Annotated in this window: 22 protein-coding genes; 5 read left to right on the top strand and 17 right to left on the bottom strand. The window is 66.2% G+C overall.

Annotated features, from left to right (window positions below):
• Positions 1–15 precede the first annotated feature (15 nt).
• The 13 genes from LJ655_RS03325 to LJ655_RS03385 all read right to left on the bottom strand — a co-directional run bounded on the left by LJ655_RS03325 (position 16) and on the right by LJ655_RS03385 (position 14,903).
• Positions 16–2,610 (bottom strand): ABC transporter permease, encoded by a 2,595-nt coding sequence (locus LJ655_RS03325; RefSeq protein WP_425605767.1) that lies wholly within the window; start codon positions 2,608–2,610, stop codon positions 16–18.
• A complete protein-coding gene (locus LJ655_RS03330) occupies positions 2,607–3,218 on the bottom strand; it encodes a DUF4126 domain-containing protein (protein ID WP_230559844.1) in 612 nt (203 codons plus the stop codon). The genes LJ655_RS03325 and LJ655_RS03330 overlap by 4 nt, the downstream gene beginning before the upstream one ends.
• Before the next feature lie 246 nt (positions 3,219–3,464).
• Positions 3,465–3,785, bottom strand: coding sequence for a quaternary ammonium compound efflux SMR transporter SugE (gene sugE, locus LJ655_RS03335; protein ID WP_230559845.1), 321 nt, complete (start codon positions 3,783–3,785; stop codon positions 3,465–3,467).
• Between the two features lie 103 nt (positions 3,786–3,888).
• Entirely contained in the window at positions 3,889–4,587 is a 699-nt protein-coding gene (gene kdpE, locus LJ655_RS03340) for a two-component system response regulator KdpE (RefSeq protein ID WP_230559846.1), read from the bottom strand.
• Entirely contained in the window at positions 4,580–7,447 is a 2,868-nt protein-coding gene (locus LJ655_RS03345) for a DUF4118 domain-containing protein (protein WP_230559847.1), read from the bottom strand. Before LJ655_RS03345 ends, kdpE begins: the two co-directional genes overlap by 8 nt.
• 165 nt (positions 7,448–7,612) lie before the next feature.
• Positions 7,613–8,191, bottom strand: a complete 579-nt coding sequence (kdpC, locus tag LJ655_RS03350) for a potassium-transporting ATPase subunit KdpC (RefSeq protein ID WP_230559848.1) — start codon at positions 8,189–8,191, stop codon at positions 7,613–7,615.
• A 43-nt stretch (positions 8,192–8,234) separates the two neighbouring features.
• Positions 8,235–10,346 (bottom strand): potassium-transporting ATPase subunit KdpB, encoded by a 2,112-nt coding sequence (gene kdpB, locus LJ655_RS03355; protein WP_230559849.1) that lies wholly within the window; start codon positions 10,344–10,346, stop codon positions 8,235–8,237.
• A gap of 78 nt (positions 10,347–10,424) precedes the next feature.
• Entirely contained in the window at positions 10,425–12,230 is a 1,806-nt protein-coding gene (gene kdpA / locus LJ655_RS03360) for a potassium-transporting ATPase subunit KdpA (protein ID WP_230559850.1), read from the bottom strand.
• Positions 12,227–12,319: a K(+)-transporting ATPase subunit F gene (kdpF, locus tag LJ655_RS03365; RefSeq protein WP_230559851.1), complete on the bottom strand. Its 93-nt coding sequence runs from the start codon at positions 12,317–12,319 to the stop codon at positions 12,227–12,229. Before kdpF ends, kdpA begins: the two co-directional genes overlap by 4 nt.
• On the bottom strand, positions 12,316–12,429 hold the full coding sequence (locus LJ655_RS03370; protein ID WP_230559852.1) for a potassium ABC transporter ATPase: 114 nt from the start codon (positions 12,427–12,429) through the stop codon (positions 12,316–12,318). The genes kdpF and LJ655_RS03370 overlap by 4 nt, the downstream gene beginning before the upstream one ends.
• A 186-nt stretch (positions 12,430–12,615) precedes the next feature.
• Positions 12,616–13,590: a quinone oxidoreductase family protein gene (locus LJ655_RS03375; protein WP_230559853.1), complete on the bottom strand. Its 975-nt coding sequence runs from the start codon at positions 13,588–13,590 to the stop codon at positions 12,616–12,618.
• Between the two features lie 70 nt (positions 13,591–13,660).
• Positions 13,661–14,050 (bottom strand): methylglyoxal synthase, encoded by a 390-nt coding sequence (locus tag LJ655_RS03380; RefSeq protein WP_230559854.1) that lies wholly within the window; start codon positions 14,048–14,050, stop codon positions 13,661–13,663.
• Between the two features lie 73 nt (positions 14,051–14,123).
• Positions 14,124–14,903 (bottom strand): SDR family oxidoreductase, encoded by a 780-nt coding sequence (locus tag LJ655_RS03385; protein ID WP_230559855.1) that lies wholly within the window; start codon positions 14,901–14,903, stop codon positions 14,124–14,126.
• A 218-nt stretch (positions 14,904–15,121) separates the two neighbouring features.
• Here LJ655_RS03385 and upp point away from each other — a divergent pair, with 218 nt between their 5' ends.
• The 5 genes from upp to LJ655_RS03410 all read left to right on the top strand — a co-directional run bounded on the left by upp (position 15,122) and on the right by LJ655_RS03410 (position 20,400).
• The gene (gene upp, locus LJ655_RS03390) at positions 15,122–15,772 is read left to right on the top strand and encodes a uracil phosphoribosyltransferase (RefSeq protein ID WP_230559856.1); all 651 of its coding nucleotides are present in this window, start codon (positions 15,122–15,124) and stop codon (positions 15,770–15,772) included.
• 556 nt (positions 15,773–16,328) lie between these two features.
• Positions 16,329–17,057, top strand: coding sequence for a YebC/PmpR family DNA-binding transcriptional regulator (locus tag LJ655_RS03395; RefSeq protein WP_230559857.1), 729 nt, complete (start codon positions 16,329–16,331; stop codon positions 17,055–17,057).
• 98 nt (positions 17,058–17,155) lie between these two features.
• Positions 17,156–18,439 (top strand): phosphoribosylamine--glycine ligase, encoded by a 1,284-nt coding sequence (gene purD / locus LJ655_RS03400; RefSeq protein WP_230559858.1) that lies wholly within the window; start codon positions 17,156–17,158, stop codon positions 18,437–18,439.
• Between the two features lie 274 nt (positions 18,440–18,713).
• A complete protein-coding gene (hemF, locus tag LJ655_RS03405) occupies positions 18,714–19,637 on the top strand; it encodes an oxygen-dependent coproporphyrinogen oxidase (RefSeq protein ID WP_230559859.1) in 924 nt (307 codons plus the stop codon).
• Between the two features lie 70 nt (positions 19,638–19,707).
• Positions 19,708–20,400, top strand: a complete 693-nt coding sequence (locus LJ655_RS03410; protein WP_230560256.1) for a nicotinate-nucleotide adenylyltransferase — start codon at positions 19,708–19,710, stop codon at positions 20,398–20,400.
• 414 nt (positions 20,401–20,814) lie between these two features.
• Here LJ655_RS03410 and LJ655_RS03415 read toward each other — a convergent pair whose 3' ends face one another.
• The 4 genes from LJ655_RS03415 to LJ655_RS03430 all read right to left on the bottom strand — a co-directional run bounded on the left by LJ655_RS03415 (position 20,815) and on the right by LJ655_RS03430 (position 23,220).
• Positions 20,815–21,357: a hypothetical protein gene (locus tag LJ655_RS03415; protein WP_230559860.1), complete on the bottom strand. Its 543-nt coding sequence runs from the start codon at positions 21,355–21,357 to the stop codon at positions 20,815–20,817.
• A 244-nt stretch (positions 21,358–21,601) separates the two neighbouring features.
• On the bottom strand, positions 21,602–21,805 hold the full coding sequence (locus tag LJ655_RS03420) for a hypothetical protein (protein WP_230559861.1): 204 nt from the start codon (positions 21,803–21,805) through the stop codon (positions 21,602–21,604).
• Positions 21,806–22,620: 815 nt separating this feature from the next.
• The gene (locus LJ655_RS03425; RefSeq protein ID WP_230559862.1) at positions 22,621–22,899 is read right to left on the bottom strand and encodes a hypothetical protein; all 279 of its coding nucleotides are present in this window, start codon (positions 22,897–22,899) and stop codon (positions 22,621–22,623) included.
• A gap of 18 nt (positions 22,900–22,917) precedes the next feature.
• Positions 22,918–23,220 carry a hypothetical protein gene (locus LJ655_RS03430; RefSeq protein ID WP_230559863.1) on the bottom strand — a complete coding sequence of 101 codons (303 nt, stop codon included), beginning with the start codon at positions 23,218–23,220 and terminating at the stop codon, positions 22,918–22,920.

A 23,220-nucleotide genomic window follows, 5' to 3' on the forward strand; every position in this document is an offset into this window, starting at 1 on the left:
ACCCAGAAAGAACGCTCACGCGTCGCGCAGCGATTGCAGCGCGGGCCGCGCCAACACGTGCCGCAGACTCAGCCAGCCGCCCACGCCCGCACACGCGACGCCAGCGGCAATGCCCGCCGGCGGCAGCCACGGATCGACGTCCAGATAAAACTCGAACACGTGCGTAGCGAGCAGCGAGCCGACGATCTGCGCGCCGAGCGCCGCCATCAGCCCGGCGAGCGCGCCGACCGCGACGAATTCGGCCACCTGCACCGCACGCACCTGGCGATGCGACGCGCCCAACGCGCGCAGCAGCGCGGATTCTCGCATACGCTCGTCGCGAGTGCCGGCGAGCGCCGCGTACAGCACCAGCACGCCGGCCGCGAGCGTAAACGCGAACAGGAACTGCACCGCGCCGATCACCTGTTGCAGGACGCGCTGCACCTGCGCGAGGATCGGGCCGGTGTCGATCGCGGTGAGATTCGGATACGCGGCGATCAGGCCGTCGATCGTCGACTGTTGGCGTGCCGGCAGATGGAAGCTCGTGATGAACGTCGCCGGGAAATCCTGCAACGAGGCGGGCGGCATCAGCACGAAGAAGTTGACCTTGAACGAACCCCAGTCGAGCTTGCGCACGCTCGTGACCGGCGCGTCGACCGTGAGGCCCGTCACGTCGAAACGCAGCACGTCGCCGGGCTTCACGTCGATCAGCTTGGCGAGACCCTGCTCGATCGAGATCTGCGGCTTCGTCGTGTCGCCGAACCAGGTGCCCGCGGCGATCCGGTTGTCCTCGGGCAGCCGCGTCGTGTACGACAGGTTGAATTCGCGGTCCACGAGGCGCCGCGCGTCCGCGCCCTTGAACGAGTCGGGGTTGACTGCCTTGCCGTTGATCGCGACGAGCCGGCCGCGCACCATCGGCGAAAGCGCCGCGCCGGCGATGCCGTGCGCGTCCAGATACTGCGTGACCGCGGCGCGCTGATCGGGCTGGATGTCGATAATGAACTGGTTGGGCGCGTCGGGCGGCGTGGATTTCCGCCAGCCCTGCACGAGGTCGTTGCGCGTCATCGCGATCAGCAGCAGGCACATCAGGCCGATGCCGAGCGCGGTAATCTGCAGCGCGCTCGTGCTGCTGCGCCGCTCCAGCGACGCCAGCGCATAGCGCCAGCCGATGCCCGCATCGACGCGTTCGCTGCGCACCACGCGCGCCGCGCCCCACAGGACGAGCCGGGCGATGCCCGCGAACACCAGCAGCCCGCCCGCGAAACCGCCCGCGACGATGCCGCCGAGCTTCAATTCCCCGGCGGCGAGAATCAGCAGCCCCGCGAACAGCACGATGCCGAATGCGTAGGCGGCCCACACCGTGCGTGCCTCCTCACCCCATTCACGGCGCAGCACGCGCACCGGCGGCACGCGCGTGAGCGGCAACAGCGGCGGCAGCGCGAAGCCGAGCAGCAGCACGAGGCTGGCCGCGATGCCTTCGAGCGCGGGCCACAGCGTCGGCTGTGGCAGCGCCACGTCGATCAGGCCGCCAAGCCAGGTCAGCAGTGCGAGATGTCCGAGATAACCGAGCGCCACGCCGAGCGCGCCGCCCATCACGCCGAGCCCGACGAATTCGAGCGTAAACAGCGCGCGCAGCGCGGTCTGGCTCACGCCGAGACAGCGCATCGCCGCGCAGCCGTCGAGATGCCGGCGCATGTAGCGGTGCGCGGCCATCGCGATCGCGACCGCCGCGAGCAGCGCGGTCAACAACGATACGAGCGTCAGGAAGTGACTCGCGCGGTCGAGCGTCTGGCGCACTTGCGGCTGGCCGTCCTGCAACGACTCGAGCGCGACGCCGCGCATCTTGCCGTTGTCGACGCGTTCATGCGCGAACTGGGCGAAGCGCGCGACCGCGTCGTCGGGGCCGGCGACCAGCAGCCGGTACGTGACGCGGCTGCCGTATGTGATGAGGCCGGTCGACTGCACGTCGTCGGCGCTCAGCATCAGGCGCGGCGAAAAGTTGACGAACGAAAAGCCGCGGTCGAGCTCGCGCGTGATCAGCGCGCCGACCGTGAAATTGCGATTACCGACCTTCACCGCATCGCCGAGCTTGAGCTTCAATGCGTCGAGCAACTCCTCATCGACCCACACGGTGCCCGGCGCCGGAATCGACGTCGCCGGATGATCGGCCGCGCCTGCCGCCGGCGCGATCCGCAACGCGCCGCGCAGCGGGTAGCCCGGCGACACCGCCTTGACGGCGGCGAGCCGCGACGCCGGTTGCGGGCCGGTCGAATTGATCATGCTCGGAAAGATCGCCGTGGTGGCGGTGCGCAGGCCGAGCCGGCGCGCCTCGGCGGCGAATTGCGGATCGACCGGATGATCGGCGCGCACGATGAAGTCAGCCGCGATCATGCGCCGCGCGTCGCGCTCGAGTCCCTGATGCAGACGATCGCCGAGAAACCCGACGCTCGACAACGCCGCGACCGCCAGCACGAGCGCGAGCAGCAGCATCGTCAACTCGCCCGCGCGCCAGTCGCGCGCCGTCATCCGCATGGCCTGGCGCACCAGATCGATGCCCCCGAACCCGCGCGCGGCCCTCGTGCCGACGCGCGCCCTTGAACCCGCCTTAGACCCTGGTAGCGCTTCGCTCAATCGTGCCTGCTCCTCGCAAATCGCGACACCATGTGCGTGGCCATGCCGCGAAAACCGCCCTGCACGCCACGCCACAACCGCGGCAATGCCCACGCCGCGAGCAGCAGGAAGCCTACCATCAAGACCAGAAACGCGAGCGGCGCGAACAGCGCGAGCAGCACGCCGCCGATCGCGAGGCCGTCCTCGGCGGTCGACGTGACGACGTTCGACACCGGCTCAGGCGACAGATTGATCAACGCGCGGGTGCCCGCCTTCGCCAGATGCGCGGTGCCGGCGAGCGTACCGCCCGCAAGCGCCGCGACGGTCAGCAGCGCTGGATCGGCGTGGCCGAGCGCGCCGGCGGCCAGCACGGCGCCGGCCGGAATGCGGATGAAGGTGTGGATCGCGTCCCACAGTGAATCGAACGCGGGGATCTTGTCGGCGAGGAATTCGGCGAGCGTCAGCACGACCGCCGCGCCGATCACCCACGGCGAAGACAGCGCCGACAAGCTGTTCGGCAAATGAATCAGGCCAAGACGTTCGAACACGCCGGCCAGCAGGACCGTCAGATAGAGGCGCAGACCGCTGCCCCACGAAAGGCCCGCTGCAAGCGAAAGTGATTCAAGCATGGCCGCCTCCACGCGCTTTGTGCGTGCCGGGCGCCGCGGCGCAAACAAGCGGGGGTTCCGCGCCGAAGCCGTCAGACTCGCCAGGCCGGCCGCGCCAGTCAGGCCGCACCAGCCTGGCCGGGGACAATCTCACGGTCGTGTCTGCCTCATTATAGCGACGATAATTCGCGGAACGTCGAACGGTGAAGCCCCACTGTGGCTTGCCAGCAATGGTCGCCGCGAGCCGTCTGGCTCGCGGCCGTCGAGTCAGTGCCCCGACGACAGCTTCAACCCGACGAGCCCGATCACGATCAGCGACGCACTGGCGACGCGCGCGAGCGTCAAGGCCTCGCCCATCATCACGACGCCGAAAATGAACGCGCCGACCGCGCCGATCCCGGTCCACACGGCATAGGCCGTGCCGAGCGGCAGCTGGCGCATCGCGAGCGCGAGCAGCACGAAGCTGCCGAGTGCGGTCACGACCGTGAAGACGGACGGCCAGAAGCGGGTGAAACCTTCGGAAGTCTTGAGACCGGCCGCCCACGCGACTTCGAGCAAACCGGCAATCAGGAGAAGAAACCAGGACATCGAAACAGCTCCATGAAAAATGGGGCCGTCCCCGATGATTGATGCAAGCGTAAGGTCGTCCTTACGTCAGGAGATTATAACCGCAGCGGCATCGTGGCCGCCCTCAGGCCGCACCCACCAGCCGGTAGCCGACGCCCGTCTCCGTGACGATATGCTCGGGCTGCGCCGGGTCGCGCTCGAGCTTGCCGCGCAAATGCGCCATGTAGATGCGCAGATAGTGGTGGCTCTCGACATGCGACGGCCCCCACACGTCGCGCAGCAACTGCCGGTGCGTGAGAACGCGTCCAGCGTGCCGCACGAGCGTCGCGAGCAGCCGGTATTCGATCGGCGTCAGATGGATCGCGGCGCCGTCGCGCGTGACCTGGCGCAGCGCCAGGTCGACGGTGACCTCGCCGAAGCGCACCTGCGGCGATTCGCTCGCGCCACCGTGATTGCGCCGCCGCAGATGCGCGCGGATCCGCGCGAGCAGTTCGGACACGCCGAACGGCTTGGTCAGATAGTCGTCGGCGCCCGCGTCGAGCGCGGCGACCTTCTCGCTTTCCTGGGTGCGCGCCGACAGCACGATCACCGGCAGCTCGCTCCAGCCGCGCAGCTCGCGGATCACGTTGAGGCCGTCGGTGTCGGGCAGGCCGAGATCGACGATCACGAGGTCGGGCTTGCGCGTCGCCGCTTCGACGAGCCCCTGTTTGCCGGTTTCGGCGTCGTATACGGTGATGCCTTCGCCTTCAAGCGCGGTGCGCACGAAGCGGCGAATCTGCTTTTCGTCTTCGATCAGGACGACGGTGATGCTCAGGTCACTCATGGGCGGGTCGGTTGAGCGGGTTGAGCCCGGCGGCGGCATCGGTGGCGACGCTTTCGTCTTCGAGCGTATCGGGCGCGGCGGGCGGCGTCTTCACCGGCAGCGTGAACCAGAAGCGCGCGCCTTCGACGTGGCCATCCGCCGCAATCCGGTTGAGCGCGCCGATTGTACCGCCGTGCGCCTCGACGATCGCACGGCAGATCGCGAGCCCCAGACCGATACCCGGCTTCGCCGACTCCTTCTCGCCGCGCGTGAATTTCTCGAACACGCGCGCTTCCATGCCGGCGGGGAGGCCGGGGCCGTTGTCGTCGATCGTGATGCGCACGAATGGCGCGCCGTCCGCATCGATCTGCTGCGCGCCGATCGCGAGCGGCGTGCCGGACGGAGTGTATTTGGCCGCGTTTTCGAACAGGTTCGAGAAAAGCCGCTCCATCAGCACCGCGTCGAGATGCAGCAACGGCAGATCGGGCGGCAGCCTGACCTGCACCGGACGGTCCGCGAGCGTGCGCTTGCAGGCGCGCAAGGCGGCGCCGACGGTCTCCTCGAGGAGCGTCCATTGCTGGTTCAGTTGCAGGCCGCCCGCCTGCAGGCGCGCCATGTCGAGCAGGTTCGTGACGATGCCGGTCATGCGCAGCGCCTCTTCGTGGATCGAGTCGACCAGCTCGTCGTCACGCTGCACGGCGGACTGCGCTTCGGTTTGCGCAGCGTTCGCCGCACCCGCCGAGCGCCCCTGCCGCCCCTGCGCGAGCATCGACGAGAATCCGACGATCGTCGTCAGCGGCGTGCGCAGATCGTGCGAAATCGCCGACAGCAGCGAATTGCGCAGCCGTTCCGATTCCATGTTCACGAGCGCGTCGCGCGCGATATCGACGTAGTGCACGCGTTCGAGCGCGAGCGCGATCTGCGCGGCGAACGCGTCGAGCATGCGCCGCTGCTCGGGCACGGTCAGCTCGCGCTCGTCGCGCACGACGACCGCGAGCACGCCGCGCGTGCGCATCGGCGCTTTCAGCGGCAGATACAGCGCGAGCGCGGCCGGCAAGGTGTCGGTGCCGTGGCCGGCCGGTTTCTGCTGGTCGTAGACCCACTGGCCGACGTCGAGATCGAGCGCGTCGCCTTCGAGCGTGATCGCCGCGTCGGGGTCCTCGATCTTCTGTTTGACCTGATCGGCGCTGTCGGGCAGCAGAATCGCGACGCGCGCGCCGAACACTTCGCTCACGTGCCGGGTGCCGATGCCGACGATCTGCTCGGTGGTCAGCGCCGCGGCAAGCTCGCGCGTCATCTCGTACATCACGCCGGTGCGCTGCTCACGGCGTCGAGCGACGCTCGCCTCGCGGCGCAGGCTCGATGTCAGATGGCTGATCACGAGCGAGGTCAGCAACATGCCGAAGAACGTCAGCAAGTACTGCGTATCGGAGACCGACAGCGACATGCGCGGCGGCACGAAGAAGAAATCGAACGCGGCGACGCTCGCGAACGACAATACGACGCCGGGCCCGCGCCCCAGCTTCACCGCCGTGAAGATGACGCCGAGCAGGTACAGCATCACGAGGTTGGTCAGATCGATGTGGTCGATCAGCTGGCTCGACAGCAGCGTGATCGCCGTGCCGATCGCAAGCGCGAGCGCATATGCGCGCGCCGGTGAACGACGCTCGCTGGCCGCGCTCAACGCTTCGCGCCACGCATTCGCGGTCGTGTTCAGCAGACGCCGCTGCTCGCCGCCATCGCGCTCCGAGGACACGCGAATCAGCGTGAGATCGAGATCGCCGCTTTTCTCGGCGATGCGCTCGCCAAGCGGCCGGCGCAGCCAGCGGCTGAGGCCGGTACGCGACGATGCGCCCGCCACCAGCTTCGAAACGTTGCGCGCCTGGGCGTAACCGATCAGCGCGTCGAGCGCATCTGTGGCGGCGAGCGTCGCGGTTTCGGCGCCGAGCTCGGCGGCGAGCTTCAACGCGTTCAGGGTGCGTGCGCGTCGCGCGTCGGGCAGCCGCTGCAACGCGGGCGTTTCGACGTACACGGCGAGCCAGTCGGCCTTCAGGCTCGCGGCGAGGCGCGCCGCCGAGCGCACCAGCGCCGGCGCTTCCGGACCGGGACCGACGCACACCAGCAGCCGCTCGCGCGCCTGCCAGATACGCTGGATCGACCGGTCGGCGCGGTACTCGCGCATCTGCGCGTCGACGCGATCGGCGGTGCGGCGCAGCGCCAGCTCGCGCAGCGCGATCAGGTTGCCCTTGCGAAAAAAGTTGCGCACCGCGCGCTCGGCCTGCTGCGCCATGTACACCTTGCCGTCGCGCATACGGTCGAGCAGTTCCTCGGCCGGCAGATCGACGAGCGTGACTTCGTCGGCCTGATCGAACACCCGATCGGGCACCGTCTCCCACACGCGGATACCGGTGATCTGGCCGACCACGTCGTTCAGGCTTTCCAGATGCTGCACGTTGACGGTCGTATAAACGTCGATTCCCGCGTCGAGCAGTTCGTAGACGTCCTGCCAGCGCTTCAGATGGCGCGCGCCCTGGACGTTCGAATGCGCGAGTTCGTCGACGAGAATCAGTTGCGGCTTGCGCGCGAGCGCGGCATCGAGATCGAACTCGCCGAGCTTGCGGCCGCGATACTCGATCTGCGCGAGCGGCAGCACTTCGAGCCCCGCGAGCAGTGCGGCGGTTTCGCCGCGCCCGTGCGTTTCAGCGATGCCGACCAGCACGTCGACGCCCTCTTCCTTGCGGCGGCGCGCGGCCTGCAACATTGCATAGGTTTTGCCGACGCCAGCGGACGCGCCGAAGAAAATTTTCAGCCTGCCGCGCAGACGTTTCTCTTCGTCGCGCTGCAGCTTGTCGAGCAGTTCGTCAGGATCGGGGCGGTTCATGCTCGGTGGTTCTGATAGTCGTGCAAGCGGCGGTGTCTGCATGGTGGCACGGCCCGCGCCGGCTCGCAAATGAAAGCGCGGCGCCACGCGGACGCCGCTGTCTGATCGATCAAGCGCAAGCGCGGTCGACGGGCTGTCGGTGCACCGGCGCGTTGCGCCGGTGGCTCAGCCTCGCTTCATTTCATCGAGCGCGAGATTGAGCTTCAGCACGTTCACGCGCGGCTCGCCGAGCACGCCGAACTGGCGCCCCGTCGTGTAGCGCTCGACGAGCGCCTGCACCTCGTTCGGCGCGAGATGACGCGCCTGCGCGACCCGCTCGATCTGATACGCGGCGGCGGCCGGGCTGATTTCCGGATCGAGGCCGCTGCCTGAGGACGTGACCAGATCGACCGGCACCGGCTTCGACATGTCGGTGCCCGCTGCCTTCAGTGCGGCGAGCCGGCCCTTGATCTCGTCGAGCAGCGCCGGATTGTTCGGACCGAGGTTCGAGCCTCCCGAGTTCAGCGGGTTGTACGGCATCGGCGTCGTCGCCGACAGCCGGCCCCAGAAGTACTGCGGCGCGTCGAACTGCTGGCCGATCAGCTTCGAGCCGACCACCTTGCCGTTCTGCTCGATCAGACTGCCATTGGCCTGTTCGTGGAACGCCGCCTGGCCGAACGCGGTCATCACCGCGGGATAAGCGAGTCCCGTGATCACGGTCAGCACCGCGAAGATCACGATCAGCGGACGGAACAGATTTTTCATGATGGGTCTCTTTCCCTTTTCATCACTTCTGGTTACTTCACGCTCAAACCCAGCCGAAGGCGGCCAGCACCATATCGATCAGCTTGATGCCGATGAACGGCACGATGATCCCGCCGAGGCCGTAGATCAGCAGATTGCGGCGCAGTAGGATCGCCGCGCCGAGCGCGCGATAGCGCACGCCCTTCAACGCCAGCGGAATCAGCAGCACGATGATCAGCGCGTTGAAGATCACCGCCGACATGATCGCGGAGGCCGGCGTCGCCAGATGCATCACGTTCAGCGCATTGAGCGCCGGATACGTGGACGCGAAGGCGGCCGGAATGATCGCGAAGTACTTGGCGACGTCGTTGGCGATCGAGAATGTCGTGAGCGAGCCGCGCGTCATCAGCATCTGTTTGCCGATTTCGACGATCTCGATCAGCTTGGTCGGATTCGAATCGAGGTCGACCATGTTGCCGGCCTCTTTCGCCGCCTGCGTGCCGGTGTTCATCGCGACCGCGACGTCGGCCTGCGCGAGCGCGGGCGCGTCGTTGGTGCCGTCGCCGGTCATCGCGACCAGCCGCCCTTCGGCCTGATGCGCGCGAATCGTCGCGAGCTTCGTTTCGGGCGTCGCTTCGGCGAGGAAGTCGTCGACGCCCGCTTCGGCCGCGATCGCGGCGGCGGTCAGCCGGTTGTCGCCCGTCACCATCACGGTCTTGATGCCCATCTTGCGCAACTCGGCAAAGCGCTCCTTGATGCCGCCCTTCACGACGTCCTTCAACTCGATCACGCCGAGCACGCGCGCGCCCTGCTCGCCCTTCTCGGCAACCACGAGCGGCGTGCTGCCGCGTCGCGCGACATCGGCGACCGTATTGCTGACTTCGTTCGGGAAACGGCCGCCATGCGCTTCCACGTAGTGCTTGACCGCATCGGCTGCGCCCTTGCGGATTTCGCGGCCGTGCGTCCCCGGGGGAGTCCCTTCGGGCGACAGATCGACGCCGCTCATGCGCGTCTGCGCGGTGAACGCGAGAAAAGTCGCGTGCAATGAACTCATCTCGCGCTGCCTGATATTGAAGCGCTGCTTCGCGAGCACGACGATACTGCGGCCTTCCGGCGTTTCGTCGGCAAGCGACGACAACTGCGCCGCATCGGCAAGCGCTTCTTCGGTGAGACCCGGCGCCGGCAGAAACTGCGACGCCTGGCGGTTGCCGAGCGTGATCGTGCCGGTCTTGTCGAGCAGCAGCACGTCGACGTCGCCGGCCGCTTCGACGGCGCGGCCCGAGGTCGCGATCACGTTCGCCTGCATCATGCGGCTCATGCCGGCCACGCCGATCGCCGAGAGCAGACCGCCGATCGTCGTCGGAATCAGGCACACGAGCAGCGCGACGAGCGCGGTGATCGTCACCACCTGGCCAGCCTTGGCGGCCTCGACGGAGAACATCGAGAACGGCAGCAGCGTCGCGGTGGCGAGCAGCATCACGATCGTCAGCGCGACGAGCAGGATCGTCAGCGCGATTTCGTTCGGTGTCTTCTGACGCTTCGCGCCTTCGACCATCGCGATCATGCGGTCGAGAAACGCCTCGCCGGGGTTCGCGGTGACGCGCACGACGATCCAGTCCGACAGCACGCGCGTGCCGCCCGTCACCGACGAAAAGTCGCCGCCCGATTCGCGGATCACCGGCGCCGACTCGCCGGTAATCGCCGACTCGTCGACCGACGCGACGCCGTCGACCACTTCGCCGTCGGCCGGAATCACGTCGCCGGTTTCGACCAGCACGACGTCGCCTTTACGCAGATCGGACGCGGTCATGATGCGGATCGGCGACTTCGGATGCGGCTCGTTGAGCTTCTTGGCCATCACGTCTTTCTTCGCGCTGCGCAGCGACGCGGCCTGCGCCTTCGAGCGGCCTTCGGCGAGCGCCTCCGCGAAGTTCGCGAACAGCACCGTAAACCACAGCCACAGCGTGACCGCGAGAATGAAGCCCGCGGGCGCCTCGGCCTGGCCGCCGAGCGCGGCGATCCACAGAATGGTGGTCAGAATGCTGCCGACGTACACGCAGAACATCACCGGGTTGCGGAACTGCGTGCGCGGCGTGAGCTTTTTAAAGGAGTCCACGATCGCCGGGCGCAGCAGCGCGGGGTCGAACATGGACCGCGTAGCGTTATGTTCAGTCATTGAATCCTCGAATTTCCGTGTGCGCTTGCAGGGTTCGTCCGGGCAAGCGCCGGTTCGGTCGTTGGTTCGCGCACCGCGTCACTGCACGCCGATCATCATCAGATGCTCGACGCCCGGACCGAGCGCGAGCGCCGGGACGTAGGTCAGCGCGCCGACCAGCAGCACCGTGCCTAGCAGCAGCACGACGAACAGCGGTCCGTGCGTCGGCAGCGTGCCGCCGGTGACGCCGATGCGTTTCTTCGCGGCGAGCGAGCCGGCGATCGCGAGCACCGGCACGATCGTGCCGAAGCGGCCGAACCACATCGCGATCGCAGTGAGCCAGTTGTAGAACGGCGTATTCACCGACAAACCCGCGAACGCGCTGCCGTTGTTGTTCCCGACCGAGCTGAACGCGTAAAGGATTTCGGAGAAGCCATGCGCGCCGGGGTTCGAGATACCGGCTTTGCCCGCATCGGTCAGCACGGCGATCGACGTACCGACCAGCACGAGCAGCGGCGTGAGCAGTACGACGATCGACACCATCTTCATCTCGTACGCCTCGATCTTCTTGCCGACATACTCAGGAGTGCGTCCAATCATGAGACCCGCGACGAACACCGCGAGCAGCGCGAACACGAGCATCCCGTACATGCCGGAGCCGACGCCGCCGAAGATCACTTCACCGAGCTGCATCAACAGCATCGGATACAGGCCGCCGATCGGCGTCAGAGAATCGTGCGTATTGACGACCGCGCCGCACGACGCCGCCGTCGTCGCCACCGTGAAGATGCCCGACTGCGCGATGCCAAAGCGCGTTTCCTTGCCTTCCGCATTGCCTCCCGCCTGCCGCGCACTCGCCGATTGATCGACGTTGAGCGCGGTGAACGCCGGATTGCCGCTCTGCTCGGCGCTGATCTCGCCGAACACGCAGACGCCGAACGCGATCGTCATCGCCGCGAGCACGGCCACGCCCTGCCGGCGGTCGCCGATCACGCGGCCGAACACGAGCGCAAGCGCGGCCGGAATGATCAGGATCGAGAGCATCTGCACGAAGTTCGAGAACGGCGTCGGGTTTTCATACGGATGCGCGGAATTGGCGTTGAAGAAGCCGCCACCGTTGGTGCCGAGCATCTTGATCGCTTCCTGCGACGCGACCGGGCCCATCGCGATGGTCTGCGTCTTCGCCTGGGTATCGACGGTCACGGGATTACCCTTCGCGTCCTTGACCGGGTTGCCTTGCGCGTCGAGCTTCGGCGCGGCATAGGTGGTCGTCTGCAGCGTCGGCACGTCCTGAAACGCCTTGAAGTTCTGGATCACCCCCTGGCTCATCAGCAGCGCCGCGACGAGCGCCGCCATCGGAATCAGCACGTACAGCGTGACCCGAGTGATGTCGACCCAGAAGTTGCCGATCGTCTGCGCGGTGTGACGCGCGAAGCCGCGAATCAGCGCCATCACGACGACGATGGCGGTCGCCGCCGACATGAAGTTCTGCACGGTCAGGCCGAGCATCTGCGTGAGGTAGCTGACGGTCTGCTCGGGCGTGTAGTCCTGCCAGTTCGTGTTGGTCACGAAGCTGACCGCGGTGTTGAACGCGCTGTCGACCGACATCGCGCCGAACTGCTGCGGATTGCCGGGCAGCCAGCCCTGCACGCGCAGCAGCACGTACAGGAATGCCACGCCGAGCACGTTGAACGCGACCGTCGCAATCGCGTAATGCTTCCAGCCCATTTCCTGCGACGGATCGACGCCCGCGATGCGGTAAAGCAGCCGCTCGAGCGGCGCGCCAAAGCGCACCACGCGCGAGCTGCCGTCCATGACAGCGCCAAGATAGCTCGCCACCGGCACCGCGGCGGCCAATAGCACGACGATAAAAAGACTCGCCTGCAGGACATCGTTCTCGTTCATTCAATGTCCTCCGCGCGCAGCAGCGCATACACGAGATAAATGAACAGCAGCGCGGTGGACGCGCCGGAAAGCCACAGTATCCAGGTCATGAACGGTCTCCCTGCCCACGACGGAACTGCATCAGCTTCTCGCATCCGCCTATCAGCCCAAAGGTCAACGCGGCGAATACCACGATCCCTCCGACATACAGCACATCCATTTTTCTTCCCCATTGACGGATTTTGGATAAACGCAAAGGTATGCCGATCCGTCTAAAGGGCGGGTCAAAGATGGCCGGGTGCGCGTAAAAATCGCGTAAACGGCAATGGCCGTTTCATCTCGCGATGAAACGGCCATTGCTTGACGACTCGAATCGCAGTGAGGCTGCGCTATTGCCTCCAGGGTTCTACGGCAGCAGGATCGTCGAGCCGGTCGTGCGCCGTCCTTCGAGATCCGCGTGCGCCTGCCCGACGTCGGGCAGCGCATAGCGCTGATTGATGCTGGTCTTGACCTTGCCGGAAGTCAGCACGTCGAACAGCTCGGCCGACATTGCCTCGTAATCGCTGCGTTTCGCGATATAGGTGAAGAGCGTCGGGCGCGTAAAGAACAGCGAGCCGCGCCCCGCCAATTCCGATGAATCGATCGGCGGCAGCGGACCCGACGCGTTGCCGAAGCTCACGAACATGCCGAGCGGCGCGAGGCAGTCGAGCGATTTTTCGAAGGTGTCCTTGCCGATCGAATCGTAGACGACCGGCACGCCCGCGCCATTGGTGATCTCGCGTACGCGCTTCGTGAAGTTCTCGCGCGTATAGACGATCGCGTGATCGCAGCCGTGCGCTTTCGCGATCTCGGCTTTTTCGTCGGAACCGACCGTGCCGATCACCGTCGCACCGAGCGCCTTCGCCCACTGGCACACGAGCAGACCGACGCCGCCCGCCGCGGCCTGGATCAGGATCGTGTCGCCGGGCTTCACCGGATACGTACGGCGCAGCAGATACTGCGCGGTCAAGCCTTGCAGCATCACCGACGCCGCCTGCTCGTCGCTGATCGAGTCGGGCAGCTTGACGACCTGCGCGGCCTGCAGCACGCGCTCCTGCGCATAGGCGCCAGGCGGCCGCGCGACATACGCGACACGATCACCGACCTTCAGACCGCTCACGCCCGAGCCGACCGCGCTGACCTCGCCGGCCGCTTCCATGCCGAGCCCGCCCGGCAGCGGCAGCGGATACAGACCGGTGCGGAAATACACGTCGATATAGTTGAGGCCGACCGCCGTCTGACGGATGCGGATCTCGCCCGCGCCGGGCTCGCCCGCCTCGACGTCGACCCATTTCATCACTTCAGGGCCGCCGGTTTTGTCGAATCGGATTGCCTTGACCATCTTGCCTCCTTGATTTGTCTGAATGGTTGTCTGAATGCCGTTGCGGATCGTCGCGCGGCAACGCGCACGCTTACGCCTTGCCGGCGAGGCGCAGGGTCAGCACGTCGAGCACCATGCGCGCGGTGGAGATGTTCGTCGCGCACGGAATGTTGTGCACGTCGCACGCGCGCACGAGCGCGTTGATGTCCGGCTCATGCGGCTGCGGCGTCATCGGGTCGCGCAGGAAGATGACCATGTCGACGCGCCCTTCGGCGAGCTGCGCGCCGATCTGCAGATCGCCGCCGTGCGGGCCCGACAGCATGCGCTCGACCGTGAGGCCATGCGCGTCGCTGATGCGTCCGCCGGTCGTGCCGGTCGCCACGATCTCGCAGCGCGCGAGCGTGTCGGCGTATTCGCCGGCCAGTTTGACGATGTCGTCCTTCTTGTGATCGTGCGCGATCAGCGCAATGCGGGTGGGCATGACGTAAGACTCCTCAAACCGTTGTAATGATGGTTGTCGTGTTGTGGTGATGTGCGCCGTTTGCGCGGGCGGCTCAGAACGTGCCGGGGTAAGCGCCGCCGTCGATCAGCCAGTTCTGCCCAGTGATGTAGCCCGCGTGCACGCTGCACAGGAAGGCGCAGGCGCGGCCGAATTCGTCGCGATTGCCGAAGCGTCCGGCCGGGATGGTTTTCATGCGCTGCTTGCGCGCTTCGTCGACGGAAATGTTGTACGTCTTCGCCTGCGCCTCGAACGTGACCGCGATGCGGTCGGTATCGAACAGGCCCGGCAGCAGGCTGTTGATCGTCACCCCGGTCGGCGCGACCTTGCGCGCGAGGCCCGCGACGAAGCCGGTCAGCCCCGAGCGAGCGCCGTTCGACAGACCGAGCACGTCGATCGGCGCCTTCACCGCCGAGCTCGTGATGTTGACGATGCGCCCGAAGCCGCGCGCGCTCATCGTGTCGATGGTCTGACGGATCAGCTCGATCGGCGTCAGCATGTTCGCTTCCAGCGCACGGATCCAGTCCTCATGCGTGAAGTCGCGGAAGTCGCCCGGGGGCGGCCCGCCCGCGTTGTTCACGAGGATATCCGGCTGCGGGCACGCGGCGAGTGCGGCGGCACGCCCTTCGGGCGTGGTGATGTCGCATGCGACCGTCTTCACTTCGACGCCGCTCTGCTTGCGGATTGCCTCGGCGGTCGCTTCGAGCGTCTCTGCGGTGCGCGCGACGATCGTGAGGTTGACGCCCTCGGCGGCGAGCGCTTCGGCGCAGCCGCGCCCCAGACCCTTGCTCGCCGCGCAGACGAGCGCGGTACGACCTGCGATTCCCATGTCCATGTGTATGTGTCCTGGTGGCGAAGTTTCCCCCGATTCTAGAAGAATCGGTGCCGGACTGTGCCGCTCCGCTGCAATCTCAGGTATCGCCGGGCGCGACTCTTTCGGTAAACTTGCGCGGTGGCGCGCTTCTTCTGCCCTCCGCCCCGCATCCGGGTGCTGACTGGACGAAAGGAGGGCGCGCCGACCCGATCCACGTTGCCGCCACGCGCGAGCCCGCCATGACCCAGGACAGCCGTTTTCCCAATCTTTTCATCCTCGATCACCCGCTGATCCAGCACAAGCTGTCCCATATGCGCGACCGGGACACGTCGACGCGCACGTTCCGCGAACTGCTGCGCGAAATCACGCTGCTGATGGGCTACGAAATCACCCGCAATCTGCCGATGACCACGCGCCGCATCGCCACGCCGCTCGTCGAGATCGACGCGCCGGTGATCGCCGGCAAGAAGCTCGCGATCGTACCGGTGCTGCGCGCGGGCGTCGGCATGTCGGATGGTCTGCTCGAACTGGTGCCCTCGGCGCGGGTCGGCCACATCGGCGTGTACCGCGCGGAGGACCATCGGCCGGTCGAATATCTGGTGCGACTGCCCGATCTCGAAGACCGCGTTTTCATCCTTTGCGATCCGATGGTCGCAACCGGCTACTCGGCCGTGCACGCGGTCGATGTGCTCAAGCGCCGCAACGTGGCCGCCGAACACATCCTGTTCCTCGCGCTCATCGCCGCGCCCGAAGGCGTGCAGGTGTTCCAGGACGCGCACCCGGACGTCAAGCTGTTCGTTGCGTCGCTCGACTCGCATTTGAACGAGCACGCTTACATCGTGCCGGGTCTCGGCGACGCGGGCGACCGGTTGTTCGGCACCAAGAACTGACGCGGGCGGCCGGCGGGGCGGCATTGTGTCGCCACGGCGCCGCAGCCGGCCCCGCTTTCGAGCGCACCCGACCTTCCCGGCGACAGCTTCCTTTCATTTCCGCTCCAATTTCATTCCATTTGCGCGCGGTTTGACGGCGTGGCCCCCTCTGCCGCACCCGCACGGCGTGATAAAATTCGAATCCGCTCGACGAGCGGCTCGACCCGCACGATCACTCGCACCACCGTCTGCCATTTCGACCGGCGCACCGCGCTTTCGCATCAGGTCATGCGGCGCCTGGCCGCGCAAGCTGCCCCGCCCCCATCGCGCTGCGGCCCGCCCGGCCGGTCTTGCATGAAACGGCACGAACGCCTACCGGCGGGCAAGCGCGCAACGGCGTGCGGGAACAGCCCGGCTGGAATCGGCGGCAGGCGTGGCCGCCCCGGCGGGCCAACACGAGCGGCCGGCAGCCTTTCACCTGACGGTTTGACATCGAGGCGCAACACGCAAGGCGCCCGACATCGCAACGAAATTGCACTATGCGTGCGCCCCGCTGGCGTGCGCGACGGAGAAAAGTATGGCGGGTCATTCGAAATGGGCCAACATCAAGCATAAGAAAGCAGCGGCCGATGCCAAGCGCGGCAAGGTCTGGACGCGGCTCATCAAGGAAATCCAGGTCGCGGCCCGTCTGGGCGGCGGCGAGATCGACTCGAACCCGCGTCTGCGGCTCGCCGTCGACAAGGCGACCGACGCCAACATGCCGAAGGACAACATCAACCGCGCGATCCAGCGCGGTGTCGGCGGCGCGGACGGCGCGAACTACGAGGAAATCCGCTACGAAGGCTACGGCATCGGCGGTGCGGCGGTGATCGTCGACACGATGACCGACAACCGCACGCGCACGGTCGCGGAAGTACGTCACGCGTTCTCGAAGAACGGCGGCAACATGGGCACCGACGGTTCGGTGTCGTTCATGTTCGATCACGTCGGCCAGTTCCTGTTCGCCCCCGGCACCGCCGAAGACGCGCTGATGGAAGCCGCGCTCGAAGCGGGCGCCGACGACGTGCTGACGAACGAGGACGGCAGTATCGAAGTGCTGTGTCCGCCGCACGATTTTTCGAAGGTGAAGGCTGCGCTCGAGGCAGCGGGCTTCAAGGCCGAAGTGGGCGAAGTCACGATGAAGCCGCAGACCGAAGTCGAATTCACGGGCGACGATGCCGTGAAAATGCAGAAACTGCTCGACGCGCTGGAGAATCTAGACGACGTGCAGGAAGTCTATACAAACGCGTCGATCGCCAGCGAATGACGGGACGCGAGGCATCGCTTGCCCTTGCTGTTGATGGTTTATTGCACGGCTGAGCACTCCGCTCGGCCGTTTATGGTTTTCAAGTCTCGGGGATTCACATGAAGTTACTCGTCGTCGGTTCCGGCGGTCGCGAACATGCGCTGGCATGGAAGCTCGCGCAATCGCCGCGGGTCCAGCTCGTCTACGTCGCGCCGGGCAACGGCGGCACCGCTCAGGATGAGCGTCTGCTCAACATCGACATCACCGAACCGGCCGCACTCGCGGATTTCGTCGAGAGAGAACAGGTTGCGTTCACGCTGGTCGGGCCGGAAGCGCCGCTCGCGGCAGGCATCGTCAACCTGTTCCGCTCGCGCGGTCTGAAGATCTTCGGGCCGACCAAAGAGGCCGCCCAGCTCGAGAGCTCGAAGGATTTCGCCAAAGCGTTCATGAAGCGCCACGGCATCCCGACCGCCGAATACGAGACGTTCGCCGATGTCGCCGCCGCGCACGCGTATCTGGACGCCAAGGGCGCGCCGATCGTGATCAAGGCCGACGGCCTCGCAGCAGGCAAGGGCGTGGTAGTCGCTCAGACGCTGGAAGAAGCGCACGCCGCGGTCGACATGATGCTGTCGGACAACAAGCTCGGCGACGCCGGCGCGCGCGTCGTGATCGAGGAATTCCTCGCCGGCGAGGAAGCGAGCTTCATCGTGATGGTCGACGGCAAGCACGTGCTCGCGCTCGCGTCGAGCCAGGATCACAAGCGTCTGCTCGACGGCGACCAGGGCCCGAACACAGGCGGCATGGGCGCCTACTCGCCCGCACCGATCGTCACCCCGCAACTGCATGCGCGCGTGATGCGCGAAATCATCCTGCCGACGGTGCGCGGCATGGAGAAGGAAGGCATCCGCTACACCGGCTTCCTGTACGCGGGCCTGATGATCGACGCGCAAGGCAACCCGAAAACGCTCGAGTTCAACTGCCGGATGGGCGACCCCGAAACACAGCCGATCATGGCGCGCCTGAAGGGCGACTTTTCGAAGGTGGTCGAACACGCGATCGCCGGCACGCTGGACACCGTCGAGCTCGAATGGGACCGCCGCACCGCGCTCGGCGTCGTGCTCGCGGCGCACAATTATCCGGACACGCCGCGCAAGGGCGACCTCATCAACGGCATTCCCGCCGAAACCGCGGAGTCGGTCACGTTCCACGCCGGCACCACGCTGGAGGACGGCAAGCTGACCACCTCGGGTGGGCGCGTGCTGTGCGTCGTCGGTCTTGCGGATTCGGTGCGCACCGCGCAGGCGGCCGCCTATCAAACGATCAACCAGATCGCGTTCGACGGCATGCAGTATCGCCGCGACATCGGCTATCGCGCGCTCAGCCGCAGGCACGACGGCAAGTAAGCGGCGAGCGCGTGCCGCAGGCAGCGCACTGCCGGAGCCTCCGGCGCCACGCTGCGGGCACGCAACACGGCGCGCGCTACACTGCGTCTTTCGCGCTCGTCACGACAAACGGGCCCGGGAGTCCACGGATCGACTGAAGCGGCACTCGCCGCCTCCCGCATGATCCGAACGAACGGCCCGCCCGCGCAGGCTCCCGTCTGACGCGAACGGGGCCGTCGCCCTCTTTCGAAGAACTCGCGGCACCACGAGCGTGCCGCCCTCAGCACCTGCATTCATGAGCAACTCGAGCTACGACGCACAGGCCGTGCGCAGCTGGCTGCAAGGCCTGCAATCGCATATCGCGGACACGCTGGGCGCCTTCGACGGCACCGCGTTCGCGACCGACGCATGGCAACGCGCGCCCGGCGAGAAGCTGCGCGGCGGTGGCGTCACGCGAATTCTCGAAGGCGGGCAGTTCTTCGAGCGCGCGGGCATCGGCTTTTCGGACGTCGCGGGCGACGCGCTGCCGGGCTCGGCGAGCGCCGCGCGGCCTCAACTGGCGGGGCGCGGCTTCGAGGCGATGGGCGTGTCGCTCGTGCTCCATCCGCGCAATCCGCACTGCCCGACCGTGCATATGAACGTGCGCCTGCTCCTTGCGACCAAGGAAGGCGAAGAGCCGGTGTTCTGGTTCGGCGGCGGCATGGATCTGACGCCGTACTACGGCTACGAGGAAGACGCGCGGCATTTCCATCGGGTGTGCCGCGACGCGCTCGCGCCGTACGGTGCGGACCTGTATCCGCGCTTCAAGCGCTGGTGCGACGAATACTTTTTCCTGAAGCACCGCAACGAGCCACGCGGCATCGGCGGGATTTTCTTCGACGATTTCTCGGCGCCGGGCTTCGACGAGTCGTTCGCGATGCTCAGAAGTGTCGGCGAAGGCTTCCTCAAGGCGTACCTGCCGATCATCGAGCGGCGCCGCAACACGCCTTACGGCGAAGCTGAGCGTGCGTTCCAGGCCTATCGGCGCGGCCGCTACGTCGAGTTCAATCTGGTCTTCGACCGTGGCACACTGTTTGGGCTGCAGAGCGGCGGACGCACCGAATCGATCCTCATGTCGATGCCGCCCGTGGTGAACTGGCGCTACGACTGGCAGCCCGAGCCGGGCACGCCGGAAGCGCGTTTGTACAGCGATTTCCTCGTGCCGCGCGAGTGGGTGTGACGCGCCATTCGTCCTGGCTACGGTCACGACAAAGGATCCTCACCTGAAGCCGAACCCTCACCTCGTCGCCCTGCCTCGCCGGATTGCTGTGCTGGGCGGCACTTTCGACCCGATCCACGACGGCCACCTCGCGCTCGCGCGGCGGTTCGCCGAGGCGCTGCGGCTGACCGAACTGGTCCTGCTGCCGGCCGGCCAGCCGTGGCAGAAGACCGACGTGTCACCGGCCGAACATCGACTCGCGATGACGCGGGCGGCGGCCGCTTCGCTCGTGCTGCCGGGCGTGACGGTGCGCGTCGCGACCGACGAAATCGAGCACGAAGGCCCCACCTACACGGTCGACACGCTGGAGCGCTGGCGCGAACGCGAAGGCGGCGACGCGTCGATCACGCTGTTGATCGGGGCGGATCAACTCGTGCATCTCGACACGTGGCGCGACTGGCAGCGCCTGTTCGAGCTCGCGCATATCGGCGCGGCTACGCGGCCCGGCTTCGACCTCGCGTCGATCGGCCCGGCGGTTTCCAGGGAGATCGCCGCGCGCAGCGCAAGCGCCGACGTGCTGCAGGCCACGCCCTGCGGCCATTTACTGATCGACACGACGCTTGCATTCAACGTGTCGGCCACCGATATCCGCGCGCATCTGCGCGAGCAGGTCAAGCAGCGGCTCGCCCACGCGGATGCGGGCAGCGCACGGAATCAGGCCGCGAGTCACGTCCCCGCCGCGGTGTGGGACTATATTCTTCAACAACATCTGTACAGACGATAAATAGCCCTTGTTTCGTGGGGTATTCGTTGAAATAACCGGCTTTTATCCCGCCATGTAACCGCCATGTAACCGCTACGGTTCACATGGCTGCGTTTTGCCAGTCGGATCGATCTGGTTGTTTCCGGCCTTCTGACGGCCCCACATCGCCGCCGATGCCAGCATGCGTATCGGCCCGCTCGAGCGGCACCACGGGCCCGGATTCGACGCGCAGGCAGAAAAAAGCCCGCGCGAGGCGGGCCAAACACACACTTCAGGCTCGGGCACGGAAATGCCCGCATGCAGTCTGGCCGCAATGGCCGGCGGGCGCTACCTGCCAGAACAGATAGGGCGGCTCACATCTGTCCGCCCTGATCGGGTGGCACAAGTGCCGTAGCCATCGCACGGGCCCGACATCGGTCGAGTAAGGCGGCAGGTTCAGGGCCTGCCAAAGCCGTGTCGGTCAAGCACACGTTGTATCGCCTGCCAGAGTGGTGACTCGGCTTTCCAGATTGGCTGCCCCGTAACAAGCCTGGGAAAGAGCACATGTTCGCGCCCGTTGTCGTATTGGTTGCCGGCGGCGCGTATCCAGGCGCGCAGGCAAGCGACGAGGCCGCACAGCTCGCGCAGGTCATCGGGGTCGGGCACGTATGCTGGTGTCGGCAAGCCTTGTTTCCTGATCCGTCGCGGTTTTCGCTCACGCACCTTCGCAACCGGCCCTTGTGAAGACGCTATAGCCTTTATCAAGTTGGTGCTTCCGGTTCTTGCTCCCCCCAGGGCTATCTCGTGCAGAACGAGTGCGTGACGAAGCAGACGGTCGGTGACGATCTTCAGGATGTCGTCAATCTGTTCGGGCACTTCGTCCGGATCGTTGTCGAGCTTCCGGTTTGCGCGCTCTTCTGCGACCAGAAGCTGGACGACCTTGCCGAGCGCAGTTCTGACTTCGTCGCTGGCATTCAGGTCGGGCGTGCTGTCGCGCATGTGCGGCCTCCTTTGCTGGGTCAGATACCCGGCAGCCGCTCCCAGACGGGGGTGGCCGGGCACGAGACAGGGTTGGCGTACCGGCGTCTCTGGATACCGGCGTGCGCAAGCGCACCCCCACCAAGGCCCGACCATTGAAGGTGTGCATTGATGTGCGGACAAAAAAAGACCGCCGGTCGGCGGTTTGTCCGCCAGAGAACAATCGGGACGCCAATCCCGTGCCGGGTGTCTCCCGGCGAGCCGATTATAGCGCGCGGTCCTTGTCGTTTTCGAGACGCAGCAGCCGACGCACATGAGACTCGCGCGAAGGAATGTCACCAATTGGAGACAAACGTTCTGCGAGCGTCGCTGCGTCGATCAGGCGATATGCCTGCGCACGCTCCCACCGCGCCGCACGCCACACGTTCGCACGCTCGTCGTCCTTTTCGAGACGCAGCAGCGGACGCACGTGAGACTCACGAGATGGCGAAGACCCGACCAATTGGTCGAGTTTTTCAGCAGCATTAGCAGCCGCGATGATCCGATTAACGGTCTGCGGTTCATGCTCCCACCGCGGTGGACATTTCGCGCATCGGAACGCTGTTGACTTTAGTCAACAAAAATTCAGCGGCCGTGGCGGCGCGCTCGCGCGTCAACTTCGGGGGGACACCCCCCTTAGGTTCGATGTCAGTGCGCGCACCGGTCGCTGGTGGCACCTGCTCGTAAGCGGCGTCGAGGCCCATCTCCCCGGAGACCACGAGTTCGATCAGGTGCGGACATTTGCGCTGCACGATGCGCGCATACGAAATACGGGTTTTATCGAGTTCTCTTGTTTCAAGAGAACTGCCTTTTTTCCCGCGCTGCGGATCAGGAAACCGCTTCGCAACGAGATTCCGTCAACTCGCTTGAGGCCTTCCGTAACAAAGCCAGTTGATTGGGTTGGGCCGGTATCGGCCTCATCCTCTTTCGTGTGCTGGCATCGCGGACGCCGCCGCGATGTGGCGGGGGCCATGCCAAAATTTTTTCAGCGTCAGCGGACACCGCGCGCAACGTTCACGTGCAAACCCCCGAAATCGTGACCGGGGTTTAATCTCTTGCGCGCGTGCGCGCGTGCGCGCGGGGGGACGGCGGCGGGTCGGCGCGGGGTCGCGCGCCGGTCGCGGTCGGGTCGCGTCCGGGTGACGCCCCCGAAAAGCCGGATTCAGAAAAAGCTAAGCTGGGCGCGCGGTTTCCGGGCAGGCCCGAATTTTTTTGCGATCGCCCCCCCACCCCGCCGCCACCCCCTCACTTGACCCGCGTCCTTGCGCCGCCGATAAGTCGCACCGTGTGCACCGCGTCGCGACCGGGCTCAGCAAGTAGTGCGGCCCGCGCTTCATGCGGCGGGACAAACGGCACACCGAGCGCGCCCTGCGTGACCGCCTGCAAGCCGAGCGAGATCAGCTCGCGCAGGACCGCGCGCCGGTCCGTTTCATACCAGGCGGCGATCGCATCGATGCGCGGAACGTCGCTCGTTCGGATCCAGCAAGTTGCCGCCCTTTCGTCGGATTGGTCATGCGTGCTCATGTGCTCTTCTCCTGGCTATCACGCTGCCAGCCTGATAGCGGGCCGCATGGTGTCGATCTGCGCGGAGTATTGCGACCCGTCGGTCGACCACCACCACACGCAGCTGCCGCCCACATGAATGTCCGACACATCGGGTTGCGCGCGCAACACCTTGACGCAGGCCATGACGAATGGTGACGGGTGGGCGATGCGCTCGCCGGTCAGCACCGCAAGTATCCGATGCTCAATCCTTCCCGCGTGGGCCTGCCGTGCGCGTTCGGCCTGGTATTCCGCTTCGCTGCGATAGCGGCAGACGCCAAGTAATTCGTCGCATGTACACAT

The organism is Paraburkholderia translucens (assembly GCF_020881035.1).
GTDB classification, from domain to species: domain Bacteria; phylum Pseudomonadota; class Gammaproteobacteria; order Burkholderiales; family Burkholderiaceae; genus Paraburkholderia; species Paraburkholderia translucens.

Coding starts and splice junctions, on each gene's coding strand:
- LJ655_RS03430 (WP_230559863.1), bottom strand. CDS start 23,220: ATGTGTACATGCGACGAATTACTTGGCGTCTGCCGCTATCGCAGCGAA.
- kdpE (WP_230559846.1), bottom strand. CDS start 4,587: ATGAGTGACCTGAGCATCACCGTCGTCCTGATCGAAGACGAAAAGCAG.
- LJ655_RS03395 (WP_230559857.1), top strand. CDS start 16,329: ATGGCGGGTCATTCGAAATGGGCCAACATCAAGCATAAGAAAGCAGCG.
- LJ655_RS03330 (WP_230559844.1), bottom strand. CDS start 3,218: ATGCTTGAATCACTTTCGCTTGCAGCGGGCCTTTCGTGGGGCAGCGGT.
- sugE (WP_230559845.1), bottom strand. CDS start 3,785: ATGTCCTGGTTTCTTCTCCTGATTGCCGGTTTGCTCGAAGTCGCGTGG.
- LJ655_RS03380 (WP_230559854.1), bottom strand. CDS start 14,050: ATGCCCACCCGCATTGCGCTGATCGCGCACGATCACAAGAAGGACGAC.
- LJ655_RS03415 (WP_230559860.1), bottom strand. CDS start 21,357: ATGCGCGACAGCACGCCCGACCTGAATGCCAGCGACGAAGTCAGAACT.
- LJ655_RS03375 (WP_230559853.1), bottom strand. CDS start 13,590: ATGGTCAAGGCAATCCGATTCGACAAAACCGGCGGCCCTGAAGTGATG.
- hemF (WP_230559859.1), top strand. CDS start 18,714: ATGAGCAACTCGAGCTACGACGCACAGGCCGTGCGCAGCTGGCTGCAA.
- kdpB (WP_230559849.1), bottom strand. CDS start 10,346: ATGACTGAACATAACGCTACGCGGTCCATGTTCGACCCCGCGCTGCTG.
- LJ655_RS03345 (WP_230559847.1), bottom strand. CDS start 7,447: ATGAACCGCCCCGATCCTGACGAACTGCTCGACAAGCTGCAGCGCGAC.
- kdpC (WP_230559848.1), bottom strand. CDS start 8,191: ATGAAAAATCTGTTCCGTCCGCTGATCGTGATCTTCGCGGTGCTGACC.
- kdpF (WP_230559851.1), bottom strand. CDS start 12,319: ATGACCTGGATACTGTGGCTTTCCGGCGCGTCCACCGCGCTGCTGTTC.
- kdpA (WP_230559850.1), bottom strand. CDS start 12,230: ATGAACGAGAACGATGTCCTGCAGGCGAGTCTTTTTATCGTCGTGCTA.
- upp (WP_230559856.1), top strand. CDS start 15,122: ATGACCCAGGACAGCCGTTTTCCCAATCTTTTCATCCTCGATCACCCG.
- LJ655_RS03370 (WP_230559852.1), bottom strand. CDS start 12,429: ATGGATGTGCTGTATGTCGGAGGGATCGTGGTATTCGCCGCGTTGACC.
- purD (WP_230559858.1), top strand. CDS start 17,156: ATGAAGTTACTCGTCGTCGGTTCCGGCGGTCGCGAACATGCGCTGGCA.
- LJ655_RS03425 (WP_230559862.1), bottom strand. CDS start 22,899: ATGAGCACGCATGACCAATCCGACGAAAGGGCGGCAACTTGCTGGATC.
- LJ655_RS03385 (WP_230559855.1), bottom strand. CDS start 14,903: ATGGACATGGGAATCGCAGGTCGTACCGCGCTCGTCTGCGCGGCGAGC.